Annotated in this window: 19 protein-coding genes and 1 pseudogene; 18 read left to right on the plus strand and 2 right to left on the minus strand. The window is 37.9% G+C overall.

What is annotated here, in order from left to right; translation table 11 throughout:
* Window positions 1-171, plus strand: a pseudogene (locus LPA49_RS19675) (IS5/IS1182 family transposase); the annotation flags it as partial.
* A 178-nt stretch (window positions 172-349) separates the two neighbouring features.
* Here the strand turns inward: LPA49_RS19675 and LPA49_RS19680 are convergent.
* On the minus strand, window positions 350-898 hold the full coding sequence (locus LPA49_RS19680) for a hypothetical protein (RefSeq protein ID WP_036973812.1): 549 nt from the start codon (window positions 896-898) through the stop codon (window positions 350-352).
* 183 nt (window positions 899-1081) lie between these two features.
* On the opposite strand from LPA49_RS19680, the gene LPA49_RS19685 reads away from it, so the two are divergent.
* The 17 genes from LPA49_RS19685 (at window position 1082) to yfaE (ending at window position 21137) form a co-directional block, all read left to right on the plus strand.
* A complete protein-coding gene (locus LPA49_RS19685) occupies window positions 1082-2779 on the plus strand; it encodes a hypothetical protein (RefSeq protein ID WP_036973813.1) in 1698 nt (565 codons plus the stop codon).
* A 92-nt stretch (window positions 2780-2871) separates the two neighbouring features.
* Window positions 2872-8796, plus strand: a complete 5925-nt coding sequence (locus LPA49_RS19690; RefSeq protein WP_230237544.1) for a conjugal transfer protein TraG N-terminal domain-containing protein — start codon at window positions 2872-2874, stop codon at window positions 8794-8796.
* 8 nt (window positions 8797-8804) lie between these two features.
* A complete protein-coding gene (locus LPA49_RS19695) occupies window positions 8805-10637 on the plus strand; it encodes a UvrD-helicase domain-containing protein (RefSeq protein WP_230237546.1) in 1833 nt (610 codons plus the stop codon).
* 566 nt (window positions 10638-11203) lie between these two features.
* A complete protein-coding gene (locus LPA49_RS19700) occupies window positions 11204-11521 on the plus strand; it encodes a hypothetical protein (protein WP_036973816.1) in 318 nt (105 codons plus the stop codon).
* 79 nt (window positions 11522-11600) lie between these two features.
* Window positions 11601-11789 carry a hypothetical protein gene (locus LPA49_RS19705; RefSeq protein WP_199528639.1) on the plus strand — a complete coding sequence of 63 codons (189 nt, stop codon included), beginning with the start codon at window positions 11601-11603 and terminating at the stop codon, window positions 11787-11789.
* Window positions 11790-11959: 170 nt separating this feature from the next.
* Window positions 11960-12553: a single-stranded DNA-binding protein gene (locus LPA49_RS19710; protein ID WP_036973818.1), complete on the plus strand. Its 594-nt coding sequence runs from the start codon at window positions 11960-11962 to the stop codon at window positions 12551-12553.
* A 268-nt stretch (window positions 12554-12821) separates the two neighbouring features.
* A complete protein-coding gene (locus LPA49_RS19715) occupies window positions 12822-12962 on the plus strand; it encodes a hypothetical protein (RefSeq protein ID WP_155950871.1) in 141 nt (46 codons plus the stop codon).
* Window positions 12963-13051: 89 nt separating this feature from the next.
* Window positions 13052-13663, plus strand: a complete 612-nt coding sequence (locus LPA49_RS19720) for a hypothetical protein (protein ID WP_036973819.1) — start codon at window positions 13052-13054, stop codon at window positions 13661-13663.
* Between the two features lie 9 nt (window positions 13664-13672).
* On the plus strand, window positions 13673-13993 hold the full coding sequence (locus LPA49_RS19725; RefSeq protein ID WP_036973820.1) for a hypothetical protein: 321 nt from the start codon (window positions 13673-13675) through the stop codon (window positions 13991-13993).
* Window positions 13994-14078: 85 nt separating this feature from the next.
* Window positions 14079-15131, plus strand: a complete 1053-nt coding sequence (locus LPA49_RS19730) for an AAA family ATPase (protein ID WP_230237548.1) — start codon at window positions 14079-14081, stop codon at window positions 15129-15131.
* Between the two features lie 62 nt (window positions 15132-15193).
* The gene (locus LPA49_RS19735) at window positions 15194-15718 is read left to right on the plus strand and encodes a hypothetical protein (protein ID WP_230237550.1); all 525 of its coding nucleotides are present in this window, start codon (window positions 15194-15196) and stop codon (window positions 15716-15718) included.
* 94 nt (window positions 15719-15812) lie between these two features.
* Complete coding sequence (locus LPA49_RS19740; protein WP_036973823.1) at window positions 15813-16910, plus strand: DUF3150 domain-containing protein; 1098 nt, start codon at window positions 15813-15815, stop codon at window positions 16908-16910.
* Window positions 16911-17013: 103 nt separating this feature from the next.
* The gene (locus LPA49_RS19745; protein WP_230237552.1) at window positions 17014-18594 is read left to right on the plus strand and encodes a VWA domain-containing protein; all 1581 of its coding nucleotides are present in this window, start codon (window positions 17014-17016) and stop codon (window positions 18592-18594) included.
* Window positions 18595-18932: 338 nt separating this feature from the next.
* On the plus strand, window positions 18933-19427 hold the full coding sequence (radC, locus tag LPA49_RS19750; protein ID WP_230237553.1) for a DNA repair protein RadC: 495 nt from the start codon (window positions 18933-18935) through the stop codon (window positions 19425-19427).
* Between the two features lie 81 nt (window positions 19428-19508).
* A complete protein-coding gene (locus tag LPA49_RS19755; RefSeq protein ID WP_161805763.1) occupies window positions 19509-19667 on the plus strand; it encodes a hypothetical protein in 159 nt (52 codons plus the stop codon).
* A gap of 109 nt (window positions 19668-19776) precedes the next feature.
* Entirely contained in the window at window positions 19777-20898 is a 1122-nt protein-coding gene (locus LPA49_RS19760; protein ID WP_230237555.1) for a toprim domain-containing protein, read from the plus strand.
* Window positions 20895-21137 (plus strand): class I ribonucleotide reductase maintenance protein YfaE, encoded by a 243-nt coding sequence (yfaE, locus tag LPA49_RS19765; RefSeq protein ID WP_230237557.1) that lies wholly within the window; start codon window positions 20895-20897, stop codon window positions 21135-21137. Before LPA49_RS19760 ends, yfaE begins: the two co-directional genes overlap by 4 nt.
* A gap of 831 nt (window positions 21138-21968) precedes the next feature.
* On the opposite strand, the gene LPA49_RS19770 is transcribed toward yfaE, so the two are convergent.
* Entirely contained in the window at window positions 21969-22940 is a 972-nt protein-coding gene (locus LPA49_RS19770) for an integron integrase (RefSeq protein ID WP_230237559.1), read from the minus strand.
* Window positions 22941-22969 lie beyond the last annotated feature (29 nt).

Genomic DNA, 22969 nt, shown 5'->3' on the forward strand with positions numbered 1-22969 from the left:
CCCTTTGGCACAATTAAACTCTGGATGGGAGCTACCCACTTACTAACACGAGGTTTAAAAAGCGTGGGGACAGAAATAAGTCTTCATGTCCTAGCTTACAACTTCAGAAGAATGATAACAATTATGGGAGTTAACGGCCTAAGTAAAGCAATTAGAGTAGCGTTGCCATAGCAGTTTCGCTCGCGCGGAGAAAATTGCGATACTGAGAAAAAATCGATCGCAACCATCTTAAATGGTTTCAAACTAAGAACATACCCAAGACAATTTATTAAAAATTAGTTTTCACACAGTCTGGGCAGAAAGCCGCCCTTTTGGAAATAGGTGTTAAAGAGAAGTATTAAAAGATTTCCTATAAATTACATTCATTAATCAATAACTGACTTATAGAGTCAGACTTTTTTGATAGTTTAAGGAGCTCATCATCCTTTGAAGGGGCTGTTGAATAGTTGAATTCTGAGCTAGAAAGAGTGTTCTTGATTTCTAAATAGTTAGATGAGAATTTTTGACAAAATTCAGTTATCTCCGCGTTAACTATTTCTTCGGAATTTTTCTTGTTCCTCATGTATAACTTGTAGTTCTCCGTTACAACTTCTAAAGCTGCATGATCGTAGCGTATGGTCGCAATCACTTCACTATCTTCGATTGTATAGTCAACAATATTAACAGAAATAGGTCGTAAGATGTTGGCCTTCTCGCTGTAGCTTGATAAACCGGCTTGAGAATTGTTAACAATGAAATAAGCGCCTAGCTTTTGAGCTGCTTCTTTATATATTAAATCTGCAATGTTGTACTCATTAACCGTGAGGCCGATAGTTTTAAACTTGATAACTCTGACAGTATCAGCCGCATGAGCGCCATGGCTCAATACAAAAATGACTAGTAAAAATACAAATTTCATAAATCCTCCTTCAAGCTGAAAAGTATAAATTATTGAATGCAGGTTTGTGAAAATATAAAAAACACAATGAGGTTTTTTTATAACCTATTGTAAATAATTGATATTTAGTTTTGTTTTTAACCGCTGCACGAAATGAAATTTATGAAATGATTAATACAGTTTTAGTTATTGGAGGTCGTTTTAATGAATTTATTGAAAGCGCTAGCAAATGGGGCTTTTATATCGATTGTATTCCATGCGATCGGGAGTGCTTATGGTGCAGAAAAGGTTAGTGTCAATTTAACGCTCGATAATACCACTGAGTACGACGCACAAGTAATAGAGTATTTACTTCACAAAAAAGCTGTGGAGCAAGCAAAAGTAAACCTCAACACGAATGTTATAAGCGGCAATCAATTATTGCCGAATATAAGGGCAAAACTTAAAGAGCTAAACATTAAGCAAGAGCAAAGTACCCTTAATGCAACGGCTACTTTTGAGTTAGCTGAAGGTCCTGAGTTAATGGCTAATAAGAATACTATTAGGATTTATGACGAAGTATTTCTGTTTAATGGCGTCGAAACAAAACAATCATCAATGAAAAAAAGACTCAAAGAAAAGGTGTTTGAATATAAATTCTTTGCTGATATCCAAAGCAAATTATCTAACCTAGTGACAATATCAGACTATAAAATCAAAGAACCTCAAATTAGTGAAGACCAAATGATTTATGGTGGCCTTAAGCTCTCAGAAGTATTGAACATCCGCGCTTTAGTTGCAGCCCAAAGTTACTCTCGTAAAAGTATCTCAAATGGAGTAAATATTCGAAATGAAGAGTGTGCGCAGCTTGATTCAAATCTGTTAGATGTAAACCCTCAATTTCCATCGATTGGAAAAACTGCACACTGGCCAGAATTTAAAGTAGGCGTATCGATGCTAACACTCCAGCTCTTGACTGGGTTATCTCCAAAAGTTTTAGAAATTGATTTTACTAAAAACTTACTACTATCCGAATTGCAAAAGTCTAGAGCGAGAGTAAAAGACTATAATAGTGACTTATTGCCTTATTCAAATATGTGGGATGCATACAGAGAAAGCATAGAGAACTTCAAAAATGTATTAAATGGGCAGACGTCCAATTTATCTGAAGAATATATGGGGAATATTGAGGCATCACCTTTCAGTCAATATCCGTTTGCAGATGTTAAGCAAGTTACAATGCACCTTAGCTTTGATGAATTAATTAGTGAAGGGGACTACGATGGTATTGAGTTCAATGATTGGTTTTGGGGTCCGAAAAACTACTATGGAGTACGAAACAGCTATATTAATCGCGTAGATGATTTATCGAGAGGCAAGCCTTACTTTTTTCTTGTGATAGAGGTTTCAGGTGTAAAATTCTATCGAGCTGTCCTAGATGTAAACTTTATTCATAACAAGCATAGTTCGGCAAAAGTAAATTTAATTCCAATAGATGTTTTGTCATTTTTACCAGGGTCAGAGTTAAATATCTTTAATCGAACAGACTACCGTAAGTTGTGGCTAAAATCTTTGGAACAAGTATCCGTGACTGATGGTTCAATGAGTAATCGAGCAGTCAATATACTGCCAAAAGAAACAATTGATTGTTTGCCCGATACGTTTGCTTTTGATGTAACACTAAGTGAGTTGTTTGCTTTTAGAAAGGGGCAGACTGCATTACTCGACGGCGACTTTAACCCGGTAAAAAATTCACATGGAGACTACGTTGTTAATCAGAATGGTTTTCTAGGTTTAATGTCTACAGAAGAGCCCGCCTTTCCCGTATCTGTCAGCATGATGGGTAACTCGATAAATATTAGCTATTACAAAGACCATAAAATTGGGGATATAAGCGTTTATTTTGAGAAAAAGGTATTTTAATCAAAAAATACTGAAATTCAGTTGAAAATCACGCTTTTAAAATTTTTTTCAATTTTAAGATTAAGCCAGACTCAATATTCTGGCTTTTTTTTATGGATTTTACAATTTACTCAATCGGTGAAACAGCGTTCATGTATGAGGTTCTAATGGGCCTTCGAAGAATGTTTGATTTTGGCTTTTCATCTTTGCATATTTTGATAGGTGCTACAGCTCTACTTTCACTGATGACTCTTGTAGTAAAAAGTTGGATCAACCCAAACTCTAACCCAGTACTATCTTGGTTTATTGGGCTTTGCATGTTCATGGTCTTGTGTGGTCCATTTTCTAAAGTAGATGTTGTTATTGAGTCGGTAAGAACAGGAGATGTGTATTATGTGAATGATGCACCTGGCATAGCAGCTGTTATTGCAATGATGACCTCAGGAATGTATGGGCTTTCACGAGATTATGAAGATTCATTCGCCTCACCGGATGGTTATCAGGCTGGTCAATTTCTCGATCCGATGAGAGCGCTAGTGGCGCTTGATAAATTTGGATATATGGGCTCTGAAGAACTAGATTCAGGCGTTAATGCCCAAAGGTACAGAATCAAAACATCTACAATGAACTACCTTCAAGACTGTGTAATTTGGGATCTTCAAGTTGGTGGCAATGACGCTGAGCTAAATGCTGACAAAATAAAAAATGCCCCAATGGAAAACTTCCTTGAGTCTATAAGAATTAATACACCATCAAGAAGCACTTATATTCAAATAGACACTCCTGCCATGGAGCTATTAACATGCCCAAACGCATACTTGAAGCTCAAAAGTTACTTTGATAGCTCAAGTTTCAGAGAGATGACTGACAGGTTTTTGCAGAAAGAAAATGTAAAACCACAAGATGTTGAAGCCGGTGCGGAATCGATTTCTGCATTAAGCGCGACAATGAATGCATATCATTTAGCGACGGGAAGGTATTTATCAAATGTTTTTGCTGAAGCTGCTGCAAAAAGTGGGGATATGCAAGGGCTCCGCTCTGAACTTACTTTAATAGAAACAAAGTCTCAGCGACATTACCAAATGGCCGCGGATAGAAACCTAGCTTTGGAGCTATCAATTGGTTTTGCAACCTTCATTGAGGCCTTTGTGTTTTTCTTGATCCCAGTTATTGCAATCATGCTTGTAATGGGTGCTGAAGCTATGAAATCAGCTGCTATGTTCTTTGGGGTAACTGTGTGGGTTAACTTGTGGCCGGTAACCATGAGTGCGGTTAACCTTTTTACTTTACTTGCTATTCAAGGTCGATTTACATCAGTGTCAGCTGGTGGCGGTGGTGTAAGTGCAATCACATTTGGTATGTGGGGGCATAGCATGTCAACAATCGAATCATTTATTGCAGTGGCAAGTAGTTTAGCTGCTGCAGTTCCTATGCTCACTTTATATATACTGCATAGGGGTGTTCACACCATGATGGGTGTATCTAATAAGACGTCTCCTGATACAAATATTGATTCAAAGAAATTGTCACCTGATGTCACAACATCTGCAAATGGAGGTAAAGCAAGTCAAGGTGATACTACTATGCAAGCCAGTGATGTTCATTCCTCATATGGCCAATGGAGCCAAGCTCAACTGAATGGTGGACAACGAAATGATGTAAGTATTAATCCGGGTGGCGCAGGGCCTGCCTCGGGTTACCTTAAACAGTCATCAGCTGAGTTGTCAGCGATTGGCTCTAGAAATACTCAATTGGCAAATACTGAAGCCGCTAGCCAAACATTACAAAAAACTGCCACTGATAGTAAATCTGCTACTTTAGATTCAATCAAAGGGTATAAACAAGGAGAGTCGTTTGAGAGTGTGGATAGTTCACAATTATCAGAGGACGAAGCTTTCTTAGCGGCACAAACCGCAGCATATGCAACTGAAAATAACATGAGTTTATCTGATGCATATGATCACGTATTACAGGGCTCGGCAAGCATGGTAGCAAAGGGGGCTCCATCAATAGCAGGGTTTGGTTTAGGTGCTGATGCGAAAGCAGCGATCACAGCAAAAGCGGCATCACAAAAGCAAGTAGGCGCCTCAGAAAGATTGTCAGAGGACGAACGTGCACAAGTTTCTGAATCGATAAAAGCAAACTGGGGGAATGCAGTAAAAATGGCTCAATCATCGAGCAGTGATAACTCAGTTGCAAGTAAAGAGGCGGTTTACCGACAGGAAGCTGTTACAAATGCTCATACAAATATGCTTCAAGCTCAAGCCCTTGAAGCTGAGGGGAATACAGCTAGCTCCGCTTCAAAAGTAATGTCGCAAATGAATGCAGGTGAGGTTCAAAACTCAACCACAGGAGCAAATAAAGCATCAATCGGTTCAATTGTTTCAACACTTTCAGATGAGCAGCAGCATGTTCTTTTAGGTAGTTTGATTGGTGATGAAGGCTTAAATAGTTTATCTGGTGACAAGAGAAGTGCTTTAATTTCTGAGCTGGGAGATAGGTTCGACTACCACAAAGAGCAGGTAAATAAAGGTGATAACGCGAGATTACCAGAAAGCCAAAAAAATAATATTGCTTTGGCCAATACGGTTACTGATGCAATCGCAAGAATGTCTGGAAATACTGAAGTGCTGTCTACAGATCATAATGGTAACCAACTTCCTCTTTCAACTGGAGTTACAGCACTAAAACAAGCTAATACCGAAAGAGGAGCTTCTGCAGGCTTAATGAGAGAACTAGGTGAAACACTACAAGCGCCGAGCCTAATTTCACTTAGTGACCAATTGAATGGATATAAACCGAGTGATAATTCACATATTCCAAAACCTGAAGATAATACTGGCATAGACACCAACACTTTAAGTAATGATGTAAATAGTGGCATAAAGACTGATCCAACAAACATGTTCAATAATGAGCGTAATGCACAAGCATTTGCTGAACACAAAGAGCAATCTCAAAACGAGGTTAGTAGTAGAGGGGCATCTGGTACAGGTGCTGTTAAAGCTAAGGGTGAGGATGTTGTTTCTGAGTCAGAAGATAAAAATGCAAATAATTTAGCGCATGCATTTGGATCATTAAAAGTATTAGGCTCAGAATCTAATGAATTATCTGGCGGTGTAGTTAGTTCTATTGGCTCACTATTCACCTCTTCAGTGGGTGAGGCTGTTACGGATGAGTTTAAGAAGTCTGGTAATGGTGAAGGTATTAATTCGAATCTAATTGAAATGGGTTTTAGTGTTTTATCAAACAATACACCAGAAGCTATTAGAAACTTACTAACTAGCGCAGCAAATGGTGAAGGTTCGATTATTAATGGTGAACGCTTATCTCCAAATGAAACACTAATGTATGCTGGGGCTGTTCAAACAGCAATGCGCCCTGAGTCCCTAGCTGCCTTCAATGAAAGTTTAAATTCAAACTCAGCTCTTCTTGCTTCAACGCTACCTAATAACCCTTACAGAAATGCTCAAGAAAATATCTCAGCTGTACAGGAGATGAGAGAGAATGAATCAATTAATAATGCCCTGAAGAGTAGTGAGTTAATTGCGGCATACTCAGCATTGGCAAACCTTGATGACGGTCAAATTGAGGACGTAATTGCAGCCACGAAAGGAGATGATAGTTTCTTAGGTATTAATGATGCTAAATACGCTCGTCATTTAGAAGCGCTAAATGAGTTATCCCCACAGTTAGGTTTAGAACCTCAGTACAACCCATCAAGGTATAAAGATGAGCCAAGTCAAAAAGGTAGTTTGGAATCAGTAAACTACGACTCTCAAGCTAGCTCAATGGCTGGGTTTGCTGGATTAAATGAGAGAGAAAATTTAGATCGAACTGAAAACAGATCGAAACCTAGTGGCCAAGGTCTTGTTGAGGGTATTACCAAAGGAAATTATGACCAAGATGCCAAAGAGATAGCTAAATATGCGTTAGCAAACTTTAATGCAACTGGTGATACATCAGGAGTTAGCTTTAAGGAACTTAATGATCGAAATTTAGATAATTTTAAATCAGCACAAGTTTCTAGTCGAGAATTTAGTATTCCTGACTTTACTAACATCACCCCTAAAGCAATGGAAGATCTGAATAAGATGAGGGATGCACTTTTAATTGCAGGTAAAGATAGCGAGGCAGAAACACTAACAAATACAATTGCTTCTATTACTTCAGATGAGCAAACTAAAAATGGGTATGAATCAAGTGCATCTAAGGAGCATGAAAGCCAAGTAATTAATAACGCAATTCACTCAGAAGGTGTTTCTAGTAAAGCGAAGGAGTTTGCCGCGAACGCCCTTTATGGCACAAGCGATACTCCAAGAAATCTTTCTCATGATGACATGAGAGATCTACTTACAATAAACAACTTACTAAGTACAGCTCCAGAAGCACAAAGAACATTAAGTGAAGCGATCACAACTGCCTTCACACCGAATTATAGTGATGCCGGTACTAAAGAAGCAAATCCACCTGTAAACAGCCTTAATTCAAGCGAAGCCTCAGTGCCGCAACAGTCTGTAAATGAAAGTGATTATGATAAGAGCTCTGTCACACAACAGAATGCACTGAGCGTAACACCAAAAAGCTTATCAGTTGATAATAACCGTGGTGAAGAAATAGAAGAAACCCCTATCAAGCCAAGTGAGGTAAATAGTGGGGTTAACAGTACTGGTAAAGATGAAAGCGGGAATGTTCTATCTAAAGAGTCATCGATTGCAGGCAATGATTCAAGGGATCGTATTGATACCTACCAATATTCTGGCACAAAAGATGATTCTTATCCGAATACTACAGATTCAGGTCGTTTTTTAGTGGGCACACAATCAGAAAACCTTCAGGCTTCAGTAAGTAATGGCGGCACATTAAATAGTGAGGTTGGTTCTACTGGCAGTACCACTAGTCCAGGGTTGCAAAGCAGCCCTGCGAGTACAGACCAATCAGAAAGCCTTAAGGCATCGGCAAGTACTGGCGGTAAGTTAAATAGTGAGAATAGTTCGACTGATCGCAATGCTAGTCCAGAGTTGCAAAGCAGCCTTGTGAGTCCAGACCAATCAGAAAGCCTTCAGGCATCGGCAAGTACTGGCGGTAAGTTAAATAGTGAGAATGGTTCGACTGATCGCAATGCTAGTCCAGAGTTGCAAAGCAGCCTTGTGAGTCCAGACCAATCAGAAAGCCTTCAGGCATCGGCAAGTGGTGGCGGTACGTTAAATAGTGAGAATGGTTCGACTGATCGCAATGCTAGTCCAGAGTTGCAAAGCAGCCTTGTAAGTCCAGACCAATCAGAAAACCTTCAGGCATCGGTAAATACTGGCGGTACGTTAAATAGTGAGAGCGGTTTAAGTGACCGCACAGCTAGTCCTGAGTTGCAAAGCAGTTCTGTGAGTCTAGACCAATCAGAAAGCCTTCAGGCATCGGTAAATACTGGCGGTACGTTAAATAGTGAGAGCGGTTTAAGTGACCGCACAGCTAGTCCAGAGTTGCAAAGCAGTCCTGTGAGTCCAGACCAATCAGAAAACCTTCAGGCATCGGCAAGTGGTGGTTCTATTGTTGCTGAGCCTAGTCTAAAACCTGACACAAGCGGTGATAATGTGCAGACTCAATCACAGTTAATTGCTTCTAATTCTTCTCAGAAAGGTGAGTCTTTTGAACAATCTAACTCAGATGAAAGTTCAGTTGTGAACAACTCTAGTTCTGAGAACCTAAGTTTTAATGAAACAAACGCTGGTGAAGCAGCGATGGTTAGCAATAGAGAAAATTCAATTGAAGAGAGAAGCCCTTCTGGCCTACATCCTGTAGCTGGTGGTGAAGTCACTAGGACCGAGTCACAAGAGGTTGGATTAAGGCAAGTTCTTGATAATACAGAAATGAGCAATGATGCATTATTAAAAGCGGAAAATATCTTGTCTCTAGGTACAAATTCCAATTTGAGCTCATTTACAAAGGAAGAAAAAGCAGAGCTATTAGATTTGGCTGACAATCTAGAGGCAAATAATTACATAGCTGAATCATTACGAATCAAAAGAACGTTGGAGAGCTAACATTGACGATGACATTAGAGCAAGAATCAGCAGCTAACGATGTTAATAATCACTCTTTGATTCTTGCTACAGCAGGTAGTGGTAAAACAAAAACATTAATTGAAAAAGTAAAAAACGTACTAAAAAAATCATATGACAGGAAGGTTATTCTCGTTACATTTACAAATGCGGCCGTCAACGAAATGCAAGAAAGGTTGGAAATAGCTCTTCCACAATCATCAATAAATAGAGTTTCTGTAACTACATTTCACAGGCAGTTTCTTAACCAAACAAAGAAACTCATGCAAGGTAAGCTACTAATTGGAGCAACATACTTCAACTTTATTGAGAGGTTGAAGAATTACATCGAAAATGAGCACCTACTACCGGAGTTAAAAGTAACATTCAATGACATTACGAGCATTTTGAATGATCAGCCATTAGATGAAAAAAAAGGGTTTGATAAAGACGCTGTTAAGCTAGTTAAAGAATGTTATCAAGAGTTAAAGATAAAGAACCACCTTTATGACTTAGATGACGCAACCAGGCGCGCGGTAGAAGGAACTTTAAGTGGGGAAATACAGCTATTAAATTGTACAGACCTAATGATTGATGAGTTTCAAGACACAGATTTACTACAATATGAGTGGATTGCCCTGCAGGGGCGCGGAGGGATTAATCTAACACCTGTTGGAGATGATGATCAAAGTATCTACTCATGGAGAGGCGCTAGAAGTTATGAAACAATGCTTAAGTTTAAAGATGAATTTAAACCCAATATTCATATGCTTGCAAAGTGTTTTAGATGTAGACCTGAAATAATAGATGCCAGTAAAAATCTAATAGAATTTAATAAAGATAGAATTCCCAAAGGTATGGTTTCGGGGAAGGAAATTGGTGGCACTGTTAAAACATACATACATAAATTTAAAAAAAGTATGCTGTTAACATTTTTGGAGAACTACAGTAAATATGATGGTGAGTGGGCGATCCTAAGCAGAACTAATGTTGCATTGGACTCAATAGAAGAGTTTCTGATAGAACATGAAGTAGCGTATTCAAGAAACAATCAAACAAGTATTTTTAAAACAAGCGCTGGTGATTTTGTAATTAAACTGTGTTCTTATCTTTTAAATAAGTTTGTACACTACCATTTGTCAGAAGTTTTAGGGTACTTAAAAGAGGATGAGAACCTAATTCCTTTAATTTCTGAAAGTATCAAGAGTAATTCTGATATTGAGTCATATCTAAATAATTATGGTCAATCAATTAATGGAACGGCTTTTGAAATGTTCTATTCAAATTATTATTTATTTGAAAATACTCATGATTCTAAAGAGATAAACACCAGAATTGATTTGTTGATTGATTTCATCATAGAGCGCCGCTCAAAAGGCGACAAGCTGAATAAATGCGCTGTTGAAACATTACTTCTTGAAGGGCTCAAGACCAAAACAGGCTCTTGGTTCGAAAGAATTAAGCTTTACTCAGATAAAATTAAAGAGCAAAACAGCAAATCTGAAATTGATAAATCAGTAGTAACTTTAACCACATACCATGGCTCTAAAGGCCTAGAGTGGACTAATGTGGCTATTTTTGATGTTATCCATGAAACAATGCCAAATATGCAGTCACCAATCGATGAGGAAAGACGTTTGCTGTTTGTTGGGATGACACGCGCTGAGCAACGGTTATTTATTCATAGCTACTTAAATAAGGCTGATATTGATGATTTAAAGGATGTGGGTGAATTGGCACTATTCAAAAAAGATTACGAATATAGCCCGCCAATAACATCAGATATTAATGATGTTTGTTTTCCAAGCGAGTTTATCGAAGAGATTTACTACACTAACGATTAATCAAATGTTGTTTGACTTATTTCTGGAAATTTAATCTTTTGTATTGTTGACTAAAAATTTATAAGCAATTATATTGATTATAACCCTAAAGGTTCAGCCTTTAGGGTTAATCAATCAACACAGACTATCAACGTCACAACCACTCTTCTGAGTCATTATCGGAATACAAATTTCCAATAATGATTTCTCAATCCACTTTACCTTTTAGGTCTTTGATTTTTGCACTATGCATAATTATGCCTATTGGTATTTAAAGTGGCTTCTAGCTGTTGAAGTTAAATCTCAGCGTTAATACCTTCTTGGTATTAAGACGGTTGAAGTGATTCTTTCACAAATACCTAACCAATTCCTATACGGGATACTCTTCTGTATAGGAATCGAAATCTCATTCGATGCGACCGCTATACAGATCTACTTATTTTTAGTTCTGCGTTTTCGGTCAAATGCATTGGAGGAGATTATGGATATCATTCTTATATTACTGGCGTGCACATATGTTGCAATCAAAATTCACAGCATTATCGTTAAGCCAATTCTATCAATAGCTAGTTCAAGCTGGGGTTAATTTGAATAAACTAATTCCAACCTACTCGGGCTACAACAATCACAATCAGTTAAAGATTCAGAGTGTATATTGCATTGTATATGACAGGTTAACGTTAAAAGTTTTAGCAACAGCTGAAACACATAACGAGGCCAGTCAAATAGCAACTGAGATATTCAACAAAGACAAAGTATTCGCTGTTCCCGGTGAAATTAGGTTTTCAGATGAGAGTATTTCACATAGTAATATTCTTGGAATGAACCTTGTTAATTTTGAATTCTTTGTTGAAGCAAATATGAGTCATCCACTGATTAAATCAACTTTCACAGGCGAGCATTAGCTCCCTGTGAATTTCCTTACTGGTTATACCTATGCAGCTTGAAGCAGGATGCTTAGGTATAACCAATAAGGAGAAACCTATGTTTGAAGATTCCGCTTTTCATATTTTCGACAAATCAACATCAACACTTACATTATTCACGGGTGAGATAAAACAGATTGATGTTAATCATTTAGACAAACCAGACTACCTATCAGCTGTAAAGCAAAAGGCCATTTCTAGTGGCTTAATTGGCGAAAGCGATTTTGTATGTGAATGGGATGTTTAACAGATAGTAGGGTAAACCTTACTCTCTGAATGGGCTTTATATATTAGAGTTTATTCAAAGGGTTACGGTGAATATTGCCGTTATTTTTGATTAAGTCGCGCGATATTTTCTTTATGTAATTATATCTACATCAGTTGTGATGATTTTATAACTTTATAGAAGGCTTATATATGCGTACTGCAAAAGATAATTCAGCAAGGCTTGGTGGTAGAGTCGCGAGTCTTGATATCAGAAATGGTCAAGATGGGTATTTTGGTACTGTGACAATTGCTTGTGATGACGGCTACTTTAAGAAGTCAAACGAACCTAACGGACAAAGTGAGTGGGTTGACAGAACTTACTTTTTTGATGTCAAAGTGGATAGTCGGTTTTTAAAGAATTTTAAACCAGCTATTGAAGTAGGGGACGAAGTAACTTTAAGAGGAAAACTTGTTCAAGAAAAGTGGACTGATAATGGTGGGCAAAACCGCTCTTCAACAAAGATTAAAGCTATCGAGCTAATTCAACATCTTAGAAAAGTTGAAGTGGAATGTTTAAAAGCCTCTGGCTTAATTGGCAATCAGAACCAACAAAATGGTCACCCACAACAAAATAGTTCTTCAAACTACCAAAGTGCGCCTCAGCATCATAGTCAACAGCAAAATAATGCACAAAACTATCAGCGCAGCCAGCAAGACCAGAGCGCACCAATACACTATCCGCAATCGCAGGGCGGTTTTGCTCCTAAACCTCAACCAGGAGGGTATGGCGGTAGTCAACAATAACAAGCTAGATAAGGTTTCCTAGCCTAGGAATTTGCATGACAAGGATGTTACTTTTGTTTTTTCTAATATTCATAATACCTTTTCGCTTCTCGCGAATAACTCTGCTATGGCAGTTAAAGTTGAATATTAGTTACGCACTCTCAACATCAAGTTGAAAAGCAAAAATCTATTTTGTGAGTGCACACCAAGCAACTTCGTTGCTTGTCTTAATCTCTGAGGGTTTAACCTTCACAGGTTAGTCCTTCAGCTTTTTAACTTGGAGGAGCTTATGAATAACAAGTCAATCGGCGCATATCTACGTCGTCGTGAGCGCAAATTAATTAAACGAGCAAAACGTAATAGATCTAACAAGTTAGCTATTCGCGCAAGCCGTTTATATCAAGAGTCAAACCGCGTTTTCCACGGTTAACTTCTAACTCAACCTATCTACCAACCCAGCAAGGGAATTTTCCCTTGCTGGGGATGTTCCCTTTAAAAATCTCTTTGGAGGAGAACATCATGGCTAGACCAAAAAAGGCCATAACCAAAGCTCAAATAAATGCAGAACTTGAAAGAAAGAAGCAGTTTAAACCGAAGCGAAAAACTGATCACTTTCTGTCAGTAAATGCAGAATATACGTGCCATTCGTTAGACGAAGATATCATAACAGCTCACCGAGTTGGTAAAGTTGCCCTTGGGCAGGATGTATTTTTTAGTTTAATGGATGATTGTTTGGATGCTGCAAGAGGTGAATATTACATTCATTGGTCAGACGAGAACATTAAGGCGTTATGGGAAAGTATTTTGTATCGTTCACTTGGTATGCTTCGATATGCTAAAGCGAATTCAGAGATACTAAACGACGAACTTGAATGGATTTGCTCTGCAAATTTTGATTATGTATGCCAGTCTCTAGATTTAGATGCTTGTTTAATTAGAATTGCAGTACCACAGATCTTACAACAGTATAATCAACTTAATGAAATACTTGTAACTAACAAATACGCTAAAGCTCTTTGTGAATACAAGCACTTCATCTTAAATGGTAGCAATTGCTCATCGTCTAACTCTCATCTTTATAGTGACTTAGAAGGGCCAGACATCCCTCCTTGGCATGATCTAAAGTTTTAGGAGTTGATAATGGAAATTTATCCTACTCATGAGTCTAATACTTGGATTCTACTTGATGATAATGTTACTGAGCGAAAACTGCTATTAGGTCAGAGTGATGAAGGCTATCACTTTGGTCATATTGATGGTTGGCCAGACTCAGTTGAAGTTTGGAATTCTACCAGTTATGCAACTGAGGAATTAGCAGCAGAGGCTCAAGTGAATTTTATGCTAGACCTTGCAGTTGAGGATGAAACAGAAGCAGCATTTGAATATTGTTCTGTTCTAGACTTACCAAACCTTCATCTTTATGAAAAAAGTTATATAGACTTTTTAGAAGTACCATTTTAAATATTAAGAAATCAAACCCATCAAGGGACACTACACCCTTGACGGGATAAGTGTCCCTCAAAAATCTATTTGGAGGAGACACAATATGAATACTCAAGCACAATCAAACGTATCTACAATTAAACCTGCAACTAAAATTGATTATAACGAAATGATAGAAGTTGATGCTCATGAGCGTTTTCCTGAAATCTTCGACCCTAATCAATACAAGATTAAAATTCGTAAACACCGCCACCCAAATTGTCAAAAAGCTGACATGCATTATACGCCTGATGAAGCAACTCTTCGTAAAGCGTTAGCATGGTGGCTTGCGCCCGCTCAACCGAAGCCTCTTGGCTTGGTGGGTGAAACAGGTACAGGTAAAACGGAGTTATTACTATTCATTGCAGATCGCTTTAATGAGCCTGTTTTTATTGAAAAAGTAACCGTAGCCATGAGTGGTGAGCGTTTAGAGGGTGGTTATGAATTAATTGTTAATGGAAAAGGTCATAATGTCACTCGCAAGCGATACAGCCAAGCTGCATGCGGATACAAATACGGTGGTTTAGTTATCTTAGATGAAGTTGATAAAGCTAATGAAGATTTATCAACATCGCTTCATTTGTTTGTTGAAGGCAAACCTTGGACACTTAGTGTTTTCGGTGAAACCATAAACAAACATGCTAACTGTCGAATAGCTGCTACAGCTAATACTACCGGTGGTGGTGATAGTGATAGGTATATTACTTCACAACGTTTAGACCAAGCATTACGTTCACGTTTTGGTTGGTTAAAAACTAAATATCCAAGCAAAGCAGTTGAGTTGGAAATTTTGGAAAAGAACTTTCCGAAACTAACATTGCCGATTCGCAAGCTTATGGTACAAACAGCTGACTCTTTAAGAACAGCTGCATTAGGTAAAGACCACGATGGCAACATCGATAATGGATTAGGGTGTGTTTTTTCAACACGAACTTTAGTCCACTGGGGTTTTTACATGATGACATTTGGTGCCAATCGTTCTCCATATGAGTCATTTGAATTTTCGTTCTTAGGTTCCATTGATAATGATGAAATTGAAGAGGTTAATTCTGTTGTTCAACGAGTATGGGGTGATGAAATTAATAAACCACTTGGCGAGTTAATTCAAAAAAAGTAACTACCTCAAACACTAACACATCTTCTAACTCGGCTAACTTAAAAGTTGAGAGAGGGGACACAGTGTTTGAGTGCTTTGAAGTTGAAAATGGTCGTTTTGTTGGTTTTAGCTACCAACCATCAAATGGTAAATACCTCCGTATTGAAGGGGGTAAAGACCCACTTAAAATTGACGATGTAAGAGACATTAAAGCTATGAGTATGTCTGAGTTAATTCAGGCAACCGATAAGATTGATTACATTAGGAACGGCAATCCTTATTTTCTTATTCATTCGGATGAGAAAATGAAGAACTGTGACTTTGTAAACTGTCGAGCTCAAGTTATGTTCAATGCTCAAGGTAACCTGAAATGCAATAACCCGTTTGATGTTTATCATCATGCCGGTGAAGGAAAATATTGGGCTATAACATCATTCCAAAATACGACATATGTGTTGTTCAAGAATGATAATACTGAATGGAAATGGGTTTTTATGTCTGTAAACGGTGAGAGAAATGCTCTTGCCAAAAATAAAGAACAAAGAGGTTATTCACTTATGGGAATAGGCCACTTTAATCAAAATACATGGGATATTGAAGTGATGTAACAAATCGCAGGTCCTATTAATCAACCAACCCTTTGGGGAGTACTTTCCCCAACAGGGAAGTCTCCCCTTTTTTTATCAAATTGGAGGAGACAACATGTCTTTATCAAACGAAGCAATCGCAAACGGCAAAGAGTTAGCAGAACAAAACACTTCACTTAAAAATGGAGCATGTTTGTTAGGCTGGCAATTAAGATCGCCATGTGGTGAATCAACTTTACCGAACGCAAAGATAGAACTAGATGGTCAGAAAGTATCATCTAATCAAATCAAGGGGAGTAAATTACAGTGGTTTCCTAGAAGCAAGCTGAAGCTTACAACGAAGTACAACAACCGGCTTACACGAACTTTTAATAGTTATGGTGTTAAGTATGGAGACTTTACGGTTGTCCCAACGACCAGGTTAGATGAGCTTAAGTCAGAGCTTGATGGAATAAAGCGTGATTGGCAAGATGAAGTATCAGTATTAATTGCTGAATATGATATTTCAGTTAATCAACATATGGCTGAAAATTCAGATATCGCTGCACTGATCTATAAATACGCTTTATCTCAGGTTGAGTTCCAATCAAAATTCAAACTGTCGTTTACAAAGCCTTTGGCTATGAAAGCGCTTTTTGATGATGATGAAGACGATATCAAAAACGATGTTGCAGAAACTCTTTGGCAAGAAATCGCTAAAGAAGCAGGCAGTGTATATAAAACAAACTGGTTTAAAGACAAAACGCCAGTTAATCGCGTAAGCCAAAAAGTACGTTCACCATTTAGAAGAATGATGAATAAACTTATTGATTTATCATTTGTAGATAATGGTATTGAAAACGTGGTTAGTACAATACAGGAGGTTTTAAATAACTTACCTTCTAGTGGCTACATTGAAGGTCATTCATTTTCAGAGTTAACCAACTGGTTACTCGTAATGAGTAATGAAGACACACTTCGCCTTCATGCTGAAGGAAAACCTCAATATAGTGCAACACCAGAGCCGGAAGTAATTACACATGAGGATACCGACGTAGCGAGCCTTTTCGTTTCAGGTAAATCTAGTGAAACTGCTTCTGAGAGTTCAATCATTTTAGAAACAGCTGATCAAGAAAATTCATTTGAATTTGACCTAGCGCCTAAAGAAGAAACCGTTTTTTTCGAGCCCGCTGAGCGTAACAACTCTTTAGGTGATTTTGGATTTAATTGGTAACAAATTAAGGAAGCAATCTAGCTTCCTTTAATTCTAAACCCACAGGGGATACTCACCCCTTGTGGGTGTATCCCCCTCTTAAACATTTCTGGAGGAGATGCAAATGAATAAATCAAAACTATTAAAACGATTTAGAATGCTTTCAAGAGTAATGAGTAACCGTGGTGACATTACGATTAACTTAACTGGTAACAGATGCTATACAGATTACAACAGCATTACTTTACCCGTAGGTGATCTTGAAAACCCCGATTATCTCGAACTTTTGGAAGGCGCTATTGATCATGAAGTAGGCCATCTACGATGGACCGATAGAACATGGACAGCTAAGTCGTATGAAAAAGGGGTATTTTTCAATGCTATTAGAAATGGCATTGAGGATATTCGTATGGAAAGAATGGTTTGTCTGGAGTGGCCGGGCGCCATCTTAAATTTATCTAAGATGGTTACTCAAGGTATTAAAAAGGGATGGTTCAGTAAACCAACTGATAGGTTCCCACCTTCATTACTGCTGCAAGCTGTAGTTGTATATTATGGTCGATATAAAATTAACAACCAAGTACAACTAAAGGAGTTCTGTGAAATTGCATTAGCTTTATTAACTGATTGTATTGGCCAAAAACCAGTACAAGATTTAATTTTGTTATTGGATACGATACCAACGCTTCAATCTAACCAACATAGTTATGAACTTACAGAACAGATCATTCAATTACTTAAAAAAATAGAGTTTGAACCGGGCGATAGCCAAGGTGATGACTCAGGCGATAGCCAAGGTCAAAACTCAAATGTTAGCCAGCAAGTTATTAATTTTGTAAATGAATGCCTAAATGCCGATGAAAGTCAGCTCATGGCAGATTTGCATGAACAAGTTAATAACGAGCTAGAGAAAATGGCCGATGAAGTAAGATCAAGTAATGATATGGAGCAACTAATTCAATTCAATGCTCCTTTAATATCAAAAAATGATCGTGGCACAGTTGGTACTGCAACGCTAAACCAAGCTAAGAGACTTTCAACACCTATAAGTCGAGAACTCCATAAAATAATTTATGGGTTAGACCGAAAAAGTGTGAATTTTTCTAAGCAAGGTAGAACTGTTGAGGCAAATAGACTTGCTGGAGTAAAAGCTGGTAATTTTAATGTTTTTAAATCAGAAAGAATTACTAAAGCTCCAACAATGGCGATATCAGTTCTCGTAGACAGGTCTAGTTCAATGAGTGCTGATGATATGAATGGTGTTAATACTTCTGCGCTTGCAATTAACTTAGCAATAGATAAGTTGAAAGGCGTAAATAGTGAATGCATATATTTCAGTGCCGGTGACCTATATGAAGCAAAATGCTTTAAATCAACAACTAAAGCCGTTAAAGACAACTTTAGAGTCAGTAGTAGAGGCGGAACACATACAGGGTTAAGCCTTTATTCTGTAATTCGTAGGCTTTCACTACGTGTAGAGCAAAAGAAAGTTGTTTTTATCATTACTGATGGCCAAGCAAGCGATCTAAAGTATTTAGAAAAGTCGATTAAAATGTCGGAACTTCTAGGTATTCAAATTGTATGCATTGGTATAAACACAGGAATGCTTTATGGCTTTGAGAATCAGGAATTACTCAACATTCAAACCGTTGAAGAGTTACCTTCAATTCTAAAACAAGTAATTAAAAATAAATTAATTGCTTAACCAAGTAATGCGCCCTTTTGGACGCATTTTAAAGCAAACACAATGTTTTAAAATGCGGCTATAAGCCAAATAGATTTTCTGCTTTTATCTTAATTTACTGATGGCACCTTGCTATCAAATTTACCGTAAGGTAATTAATTTTGATAAAGCATAAAAGCTACTCAAATCCTTGTATTTGTGTAGAACAAGTATCGACGTCTCGTTGTTACTTTGGGTTTAACCCTAGACTTAGCATAAGCGAGTTCAGCTTGCTTGTGTTCAACAAACTTAAATCAACCCATAGGGGATTATTATCCTCTGGGTAATTGTCTCCGCTTAATGTTTCTTTGGAGGAGACAATGACTATTTCTAACTTAAAACTAAATGAAGTAACTGGTAAATATATAATCACGTCTGAGCTTAGCTCTGATGAAATTATTGAAACAGCCAAGAAGCTTCTAAACAATAGGTTGAGAAGAGGAGCTATTTTTAATAGTCCTACTCAAGTAACTGATTATCTTGAAGTCCATTTGAAGGGGTTAGAGCATGAGGTTTTTTACATGCTTTACCTTGATAACCAAAATAGACTAATAGACAAAGAAATACTTTTTACCGGAACGATAAATGCTGCAAGTGTTTATCCCCGGGAGATTGTAAAAAGTGTACTAAAAAAGAATGCATCTTCTGTCATTTTAGCGCACAACCACCCATCAGGTATTGCCGAACCATCGCAAGCAGACAAGCTAATAACCACTAAGATCCAACATGCACTCAATCATATTGATGTACAAGTGTTAGATCACATCATTATTGGCGAAAATACTGTCTCTTTTGCTGAGCGCGGTCTTATCTAACTCAAATTAAAACCATTCCTTGTGGGGATACTTCCCATAAGGGGCGTATCCCCTTTTTTGTACTCTTTGGAGGAGATACGCATGAATAATTCAATTAAAAAGGCAATTATGCCAATCCCATCGTCAATACCTAACACAGAAGTGAGAGAGGTACATATTGGCGATAAAACGATTCTTTCATTACGTGCTAAGTGGGGACCTTTATTTGAAGGTCAACAACGAGCTCAAGCTCAAGGCTAAACGTATGAGTTAGCCTTAGGGCTAACTCTTCTTTTTATTCGAGGCGACCACCTAAAGCGCCTTGTATTCAGGACGCTTTAGGGTCGTCTTGAGGAATAGGAGAATTGTAATGATTGAATCAAAAATAGATAAAGTACTCGCTTTAGTTGAGTCAAATGGCGGGTGGTCTTCTGTCTACTCAGCCTACCCAGGACTTAATGAAGCAGTTTCAAAATCAAATAACCACGGTGGTTCACCACAAGTACCATGCCCAAAAACTGGAAACGGAAGAACTAAGTTTCGCCTTTTCCGCGATTGGGTTGATACCGGTGGCGCATACCATAACGATGTAGGTGCTTTACCCGGTGGAATAGATGTAATTGCGTTTATGGAGAGTTGCTCAAAAAGCGACGCTTTAAACAAAATAATCGATATCTGTGGTGGTGACTTATCAAGCATCTCGCGCGAATACGTTAAAAATGTGAAAGCTTCACAGCCAAAAGGTATTAACGATGATGAAAAAGCAAAACGAGTTGCAAAACTTGAGAAGCTATTTCAACACGCTATTCCTGCAGCTCATGATCAATCTGGTCGGATACAAGCTTACTTGAACAGCCGTGGACTTAAAACTGATGCGAAAACTTTACCGTATACACTTGGGTATGCTGATGAGCTTTGGTGGGGAGGTGGTCAGTCTAAACCTAAGAAACTTCATGGTTTACTAGGTTCAATGACTGATCCAGATGGTAATCGGATCACGATTCATCGAATTTTCCTTAACAAGCAAGGCTTAAAAGCAGATGTACCTAATGCGAAGATGTTAATGCCTCCGCCCAGCTATATTGGTGGATGTTCAATTAAAATTGACTCACCAGTAACTGAAGGTGATAACACCTTTATTGGCGTATGTGAGGGAATTGAAACTGCATTAGCTGTTCGTGAGGCTACAGGTTGTCCTATGTGGTCATGCTATTCGGACACATTACTAAAAATGGTAAAAATTCCAGATAGTGTGACTTCAGTATTAATTTTTGCTGATAAGGATGCATCTGGAGCAGGTCAAGAAAAAGCAGAAGCATTAGCTGCGAGGCTACGTAGAGAAGGAAAGTTTGTTGATATTTATATGCCACCTTTAGATATACCTAATGGTAGCAAAAGTATGGACTGGCTGGACACTTACAACTTAGCAGGCCCTAGTGCTTTTCCATTTCGCTTACCTGTTGACATCTCTGTTAATGCTGGGGGCAAATGATTAGCGTTTCTGGTCAAGTTTACAAAGACACAAATGGAACACTATTGCAGACTTTAGAGCTGAATAGTGTTGCCCCTACATCTAACTGTAAATCAGGATTTTGTGGGGCATGTCGCATCAAATTACTAAAAGGTGATGTCGAATATATCGATGAACCAATTGGCTTTAAAAATGAAGGTGAAATATTACCTTGCGTTTGTAAACCAAAAGGTGACATTGAGGTTGAAGTAACCTTTTAGATTATTACAACCAACCCATGCGGGGAGCCCCTCAGGGGAGCCTCCCCCCTGTTCTTTGGTAGTAATGAGTCAACATCATATAGAAATGGCAAAAGTTAGTGGTTCTCAGTTACGTCATTTTGCAGCAGAAAGATCCTTGGGGATTATCCCCTTAAGGGTGTGCTCTCTCAAATTTACTTTTGAGAGATTTAAATGAATTGCTTACGAAAAAATGCTAAATAAGATCATGGTTGAACTTATCTTATTAGAAATAATTGTTGGCTATATTCTGGAACACTTTGTTAGTGCTGTTGGGATATGTTTGGCCCGTGTGCTTTCGACAACAAAACATTCTACGAAATTAAAATTTATGGGTTTATAAAGTTTTGTGTGTGTTGGCACCTATTCTGGTAGGTTTCTATATAACTTTAAAATGGTTCCGAGGAGGGCGAACAAGATGAATGAAATACAAGCTATTGGTTTGATATTTTTCATTATTGATAATGTAGTTTTTTTCGGTAGTTACTTAGGGATGCACCACCGATTAAGCAAAAAATAAAAAAGACCGTTTTACGGTCTTTTTTGGGTCATAATTTTAAGTTAGATGGTTTTGTAAGGAGCAGCTTAGCCCAAGTTACTTGTTCGAAATTTAATTTTTGAGGGAGTAACTTATATACTGAGCATTAAAGCATCATTCAAAAATGGCAGCGACCCTGTGTGCACGTTGTTATTTCTAAATTGTTTCTGCCCCAAAATAAGTTAGGTTAAATGCTCTAACTGCTGCTTTGAGCAATCAAGAAACGGTCCAAGCCCTATACATTGAATGATAAGTTAACGCATCTTTAATAATAGCTAGAAAATTTTGCTTAATGGGCTTACAACACCGTTTGCTCCTTGTTGTAAAACATGGGTGTAAATCTGTGTGGTTTTGACATCAGAATGGCCCAATTGTGCTTGAACGGTGCGAATATCGGCGCCACTTTGCAATAGGTGCGTTGCAAATGAATGGCGCAAGGTATGAGGCGTAATAACCTTTGTAATATTGGTTTGCTTTAATGCTTTTTTAATCGCTTTTCTAACACATGTAGGGTGGAAATGGTGGCGACGTATCTCGCCAGTTTCTGGGTCATCACTTAATTTGTAGGAAGGAAATAAGTATTGCCACGCTAGTGATTTATTAGCTGAGGGATATTTACGAGTTAAAGCGTTAGGCATCCACACACCTGCGTATCGCTTGTTTTGTAAATCTAATCTTAAATATTCTTCAACTTGCAAAATTTGATTTCTAAGTAATGGGATCAACTCCGTTGCAAGAGTAACTATACGATGCTTGTTGCCTTTTCCGTTCCAAATTTGAATGCATTTGTAATCAAAATCAATGTCCTTTACTCGCAATTGCACCGCTTCCATCACACGCAAACCACTTCCATACATTAACCCCGTGATTAAGTAATATCGCTTGGAAAGATGACTCATCAATTGCTTTACTTCATCAGGCGTCATCACTACAGGCAGCTTGGGTTGTCGATTACTTCGTGCAAAATTCAAGTTTAAAGAAAGCTCATTTTTGACAATATGTTTATATAAAAAAGCCAGCGCATTTAAAGCTGCACTTTGTGTTCTAGGTGACATATTACGTTTTAATACAATATGGTCTAAAAACGCTTTGACTTCTGCATCTCTCATTGAGCTTGGGTGACGTTTGTTGTGAAAGTGAATAAATTTTGCGATCCAACCTAAATAAGCATTAATTGTTCTTAATGAATACTGACGAGTGAGCATATAGTCTGCAATGTAGTTTAAATAAGGAGAGCGAGTTTTCATTTTCATTCCTTTGAAATGAAACTGTATAT

This window comes from Pseudoalteromonas sp. MB41 (assembly GCF_020966275.1).
In the GTDB taxonomy this organism is placed as follows: Bacteria; Pseudomonadota; Gammaproteobacteria; order Enterobacterales; family Alteromonadaceae; genus Pseudoalteromonas; species Pseudoalteromonas lipolytica.

What these genes read in the sequence shown, in the direction of transcription:
- LPA49_RS19710 (WP_036973818.1), top strand. Translation starts at nt 11,960, where the DNA reads ATGCGTACTGCAAAAGATAATTCAGCAAGGCTTGGTGGTAGAGTCGCG.
- LPA49_RS19705 (WP_199528639.1), top strand. Translation starts at nt 11,601, where the DNA reads ATGTTTGAAGATTCCGCTTTTCATATTTTCGACAAATCAACATCAACA.
- LPA49_RS19695 (WP_230237546.1), top strand. Translation starts at nt 8,805, where the DNA reads ATGACATTAGAGCAAGAATCAGCAGCTAACGATGTTAATAATCACTCT.
- LPA49_RS19730 (WP_230237548.1), top strand. Translation starts at nt 14,079, where the DNA reads ATGAATACTCAAGCACAATCAAACGTATCTACAATTAAACCTGCAACT.
- LPA49_RS19740 (WP_036973823.1), top strand. Translation starts at nt 15,813, where the DNA reads ATGTCTTTATCAAACGAAGCAATCGCAAACGGCAAAGAGTTAGCAGAA.
- LPA49_RS19770 (WP_230237559.1), bottom strand. Translation starts at nt 22,940, where the DNA reads ATGAAAACTCGCTCTCCTTATTTAAACTACATTGCAGACTATATGCTC.
- LPA49_RS19755 (WP_161805763.1), top strand. Translation starts at nt 19,509, where the DNA reads ATGAATAATTCAATTAAAAAGGCAATTATGCCAATCCCATCGTCAATA.
- LPA49_RS19760 (WP_230237555.1), top strand. Translation starts at nt 19,777, where the DNA reads ATGATTGAATCAAAAATAGATAAAGTACTCGCTTTAGTTGAGTCAAAT.
- LPA49_RS19685 (WP_036973813.1), top strand. Translation starts at nt 1,082, where the DNA reads ATGAATTTATTGAAAGCGCTAGCAAATGGGGCTTTTATATCGATTGTA.
- LPA49_RS19720 (WP_036973819.1), top strand. Translation starts at nt 13,052, where the DNA reads ATGGCTAGACCAAAAAAGGCCATAACCAAAGCTCAAATAAATGCAGAA.
- LPA49_RS19715 (WP_155950871.1), top strand. Translation starts at nt 12,822, where the DNA reads ATGAATAACAAGTCAATCGGCGCATATCTACGTCGTCGTGAGCGCAAA.
- LPA49_RS19745 (WP_230237552.1), top strand. Translation starts at nt 17,014, where the DNA reads ATGAATAAATCAAAACTATTAAAACGATTTAGAATGCTTTCAAGAGTA.
- LPA49_RS19680 (WP_036973812.1), bottom strand. Translation starts at nt 898, where the DNA reads ATGAAATTTGTATTTTTACTAGTCATTTTTGTATTGAGCCATGGCGCT.
- yfaE (WP_230237557.1), top strand. Translation starts at nt 20,895, where the DNA reads ATGATTAGCGTTTCTGGTCAAGTTTACAAAGACACAAATGGAACACTA.
- LPA49_RS19690 (WP_230237544.1), top strand. Translation starts at nt 2,872, where the DNA reads ATGGATTTTACAATTTACTCAATCGGTGAAACAGCGTTCATGTATGAG.
- radC (WP_230237553.1), top strand. Translation starts at nt 18,933, where the DNA reads ATGACTATTTCTAACTTAAAACTAAATGAAGTAACTGGTAAATATATA.
- LPA49_RS19725 (WP_036973820.1), top strand. Translation starts at nt 13,673, where the DNA reads ATGGAAATTTATCCTACTCATGAGTCTAATACTTGGATTCTACTTGAT.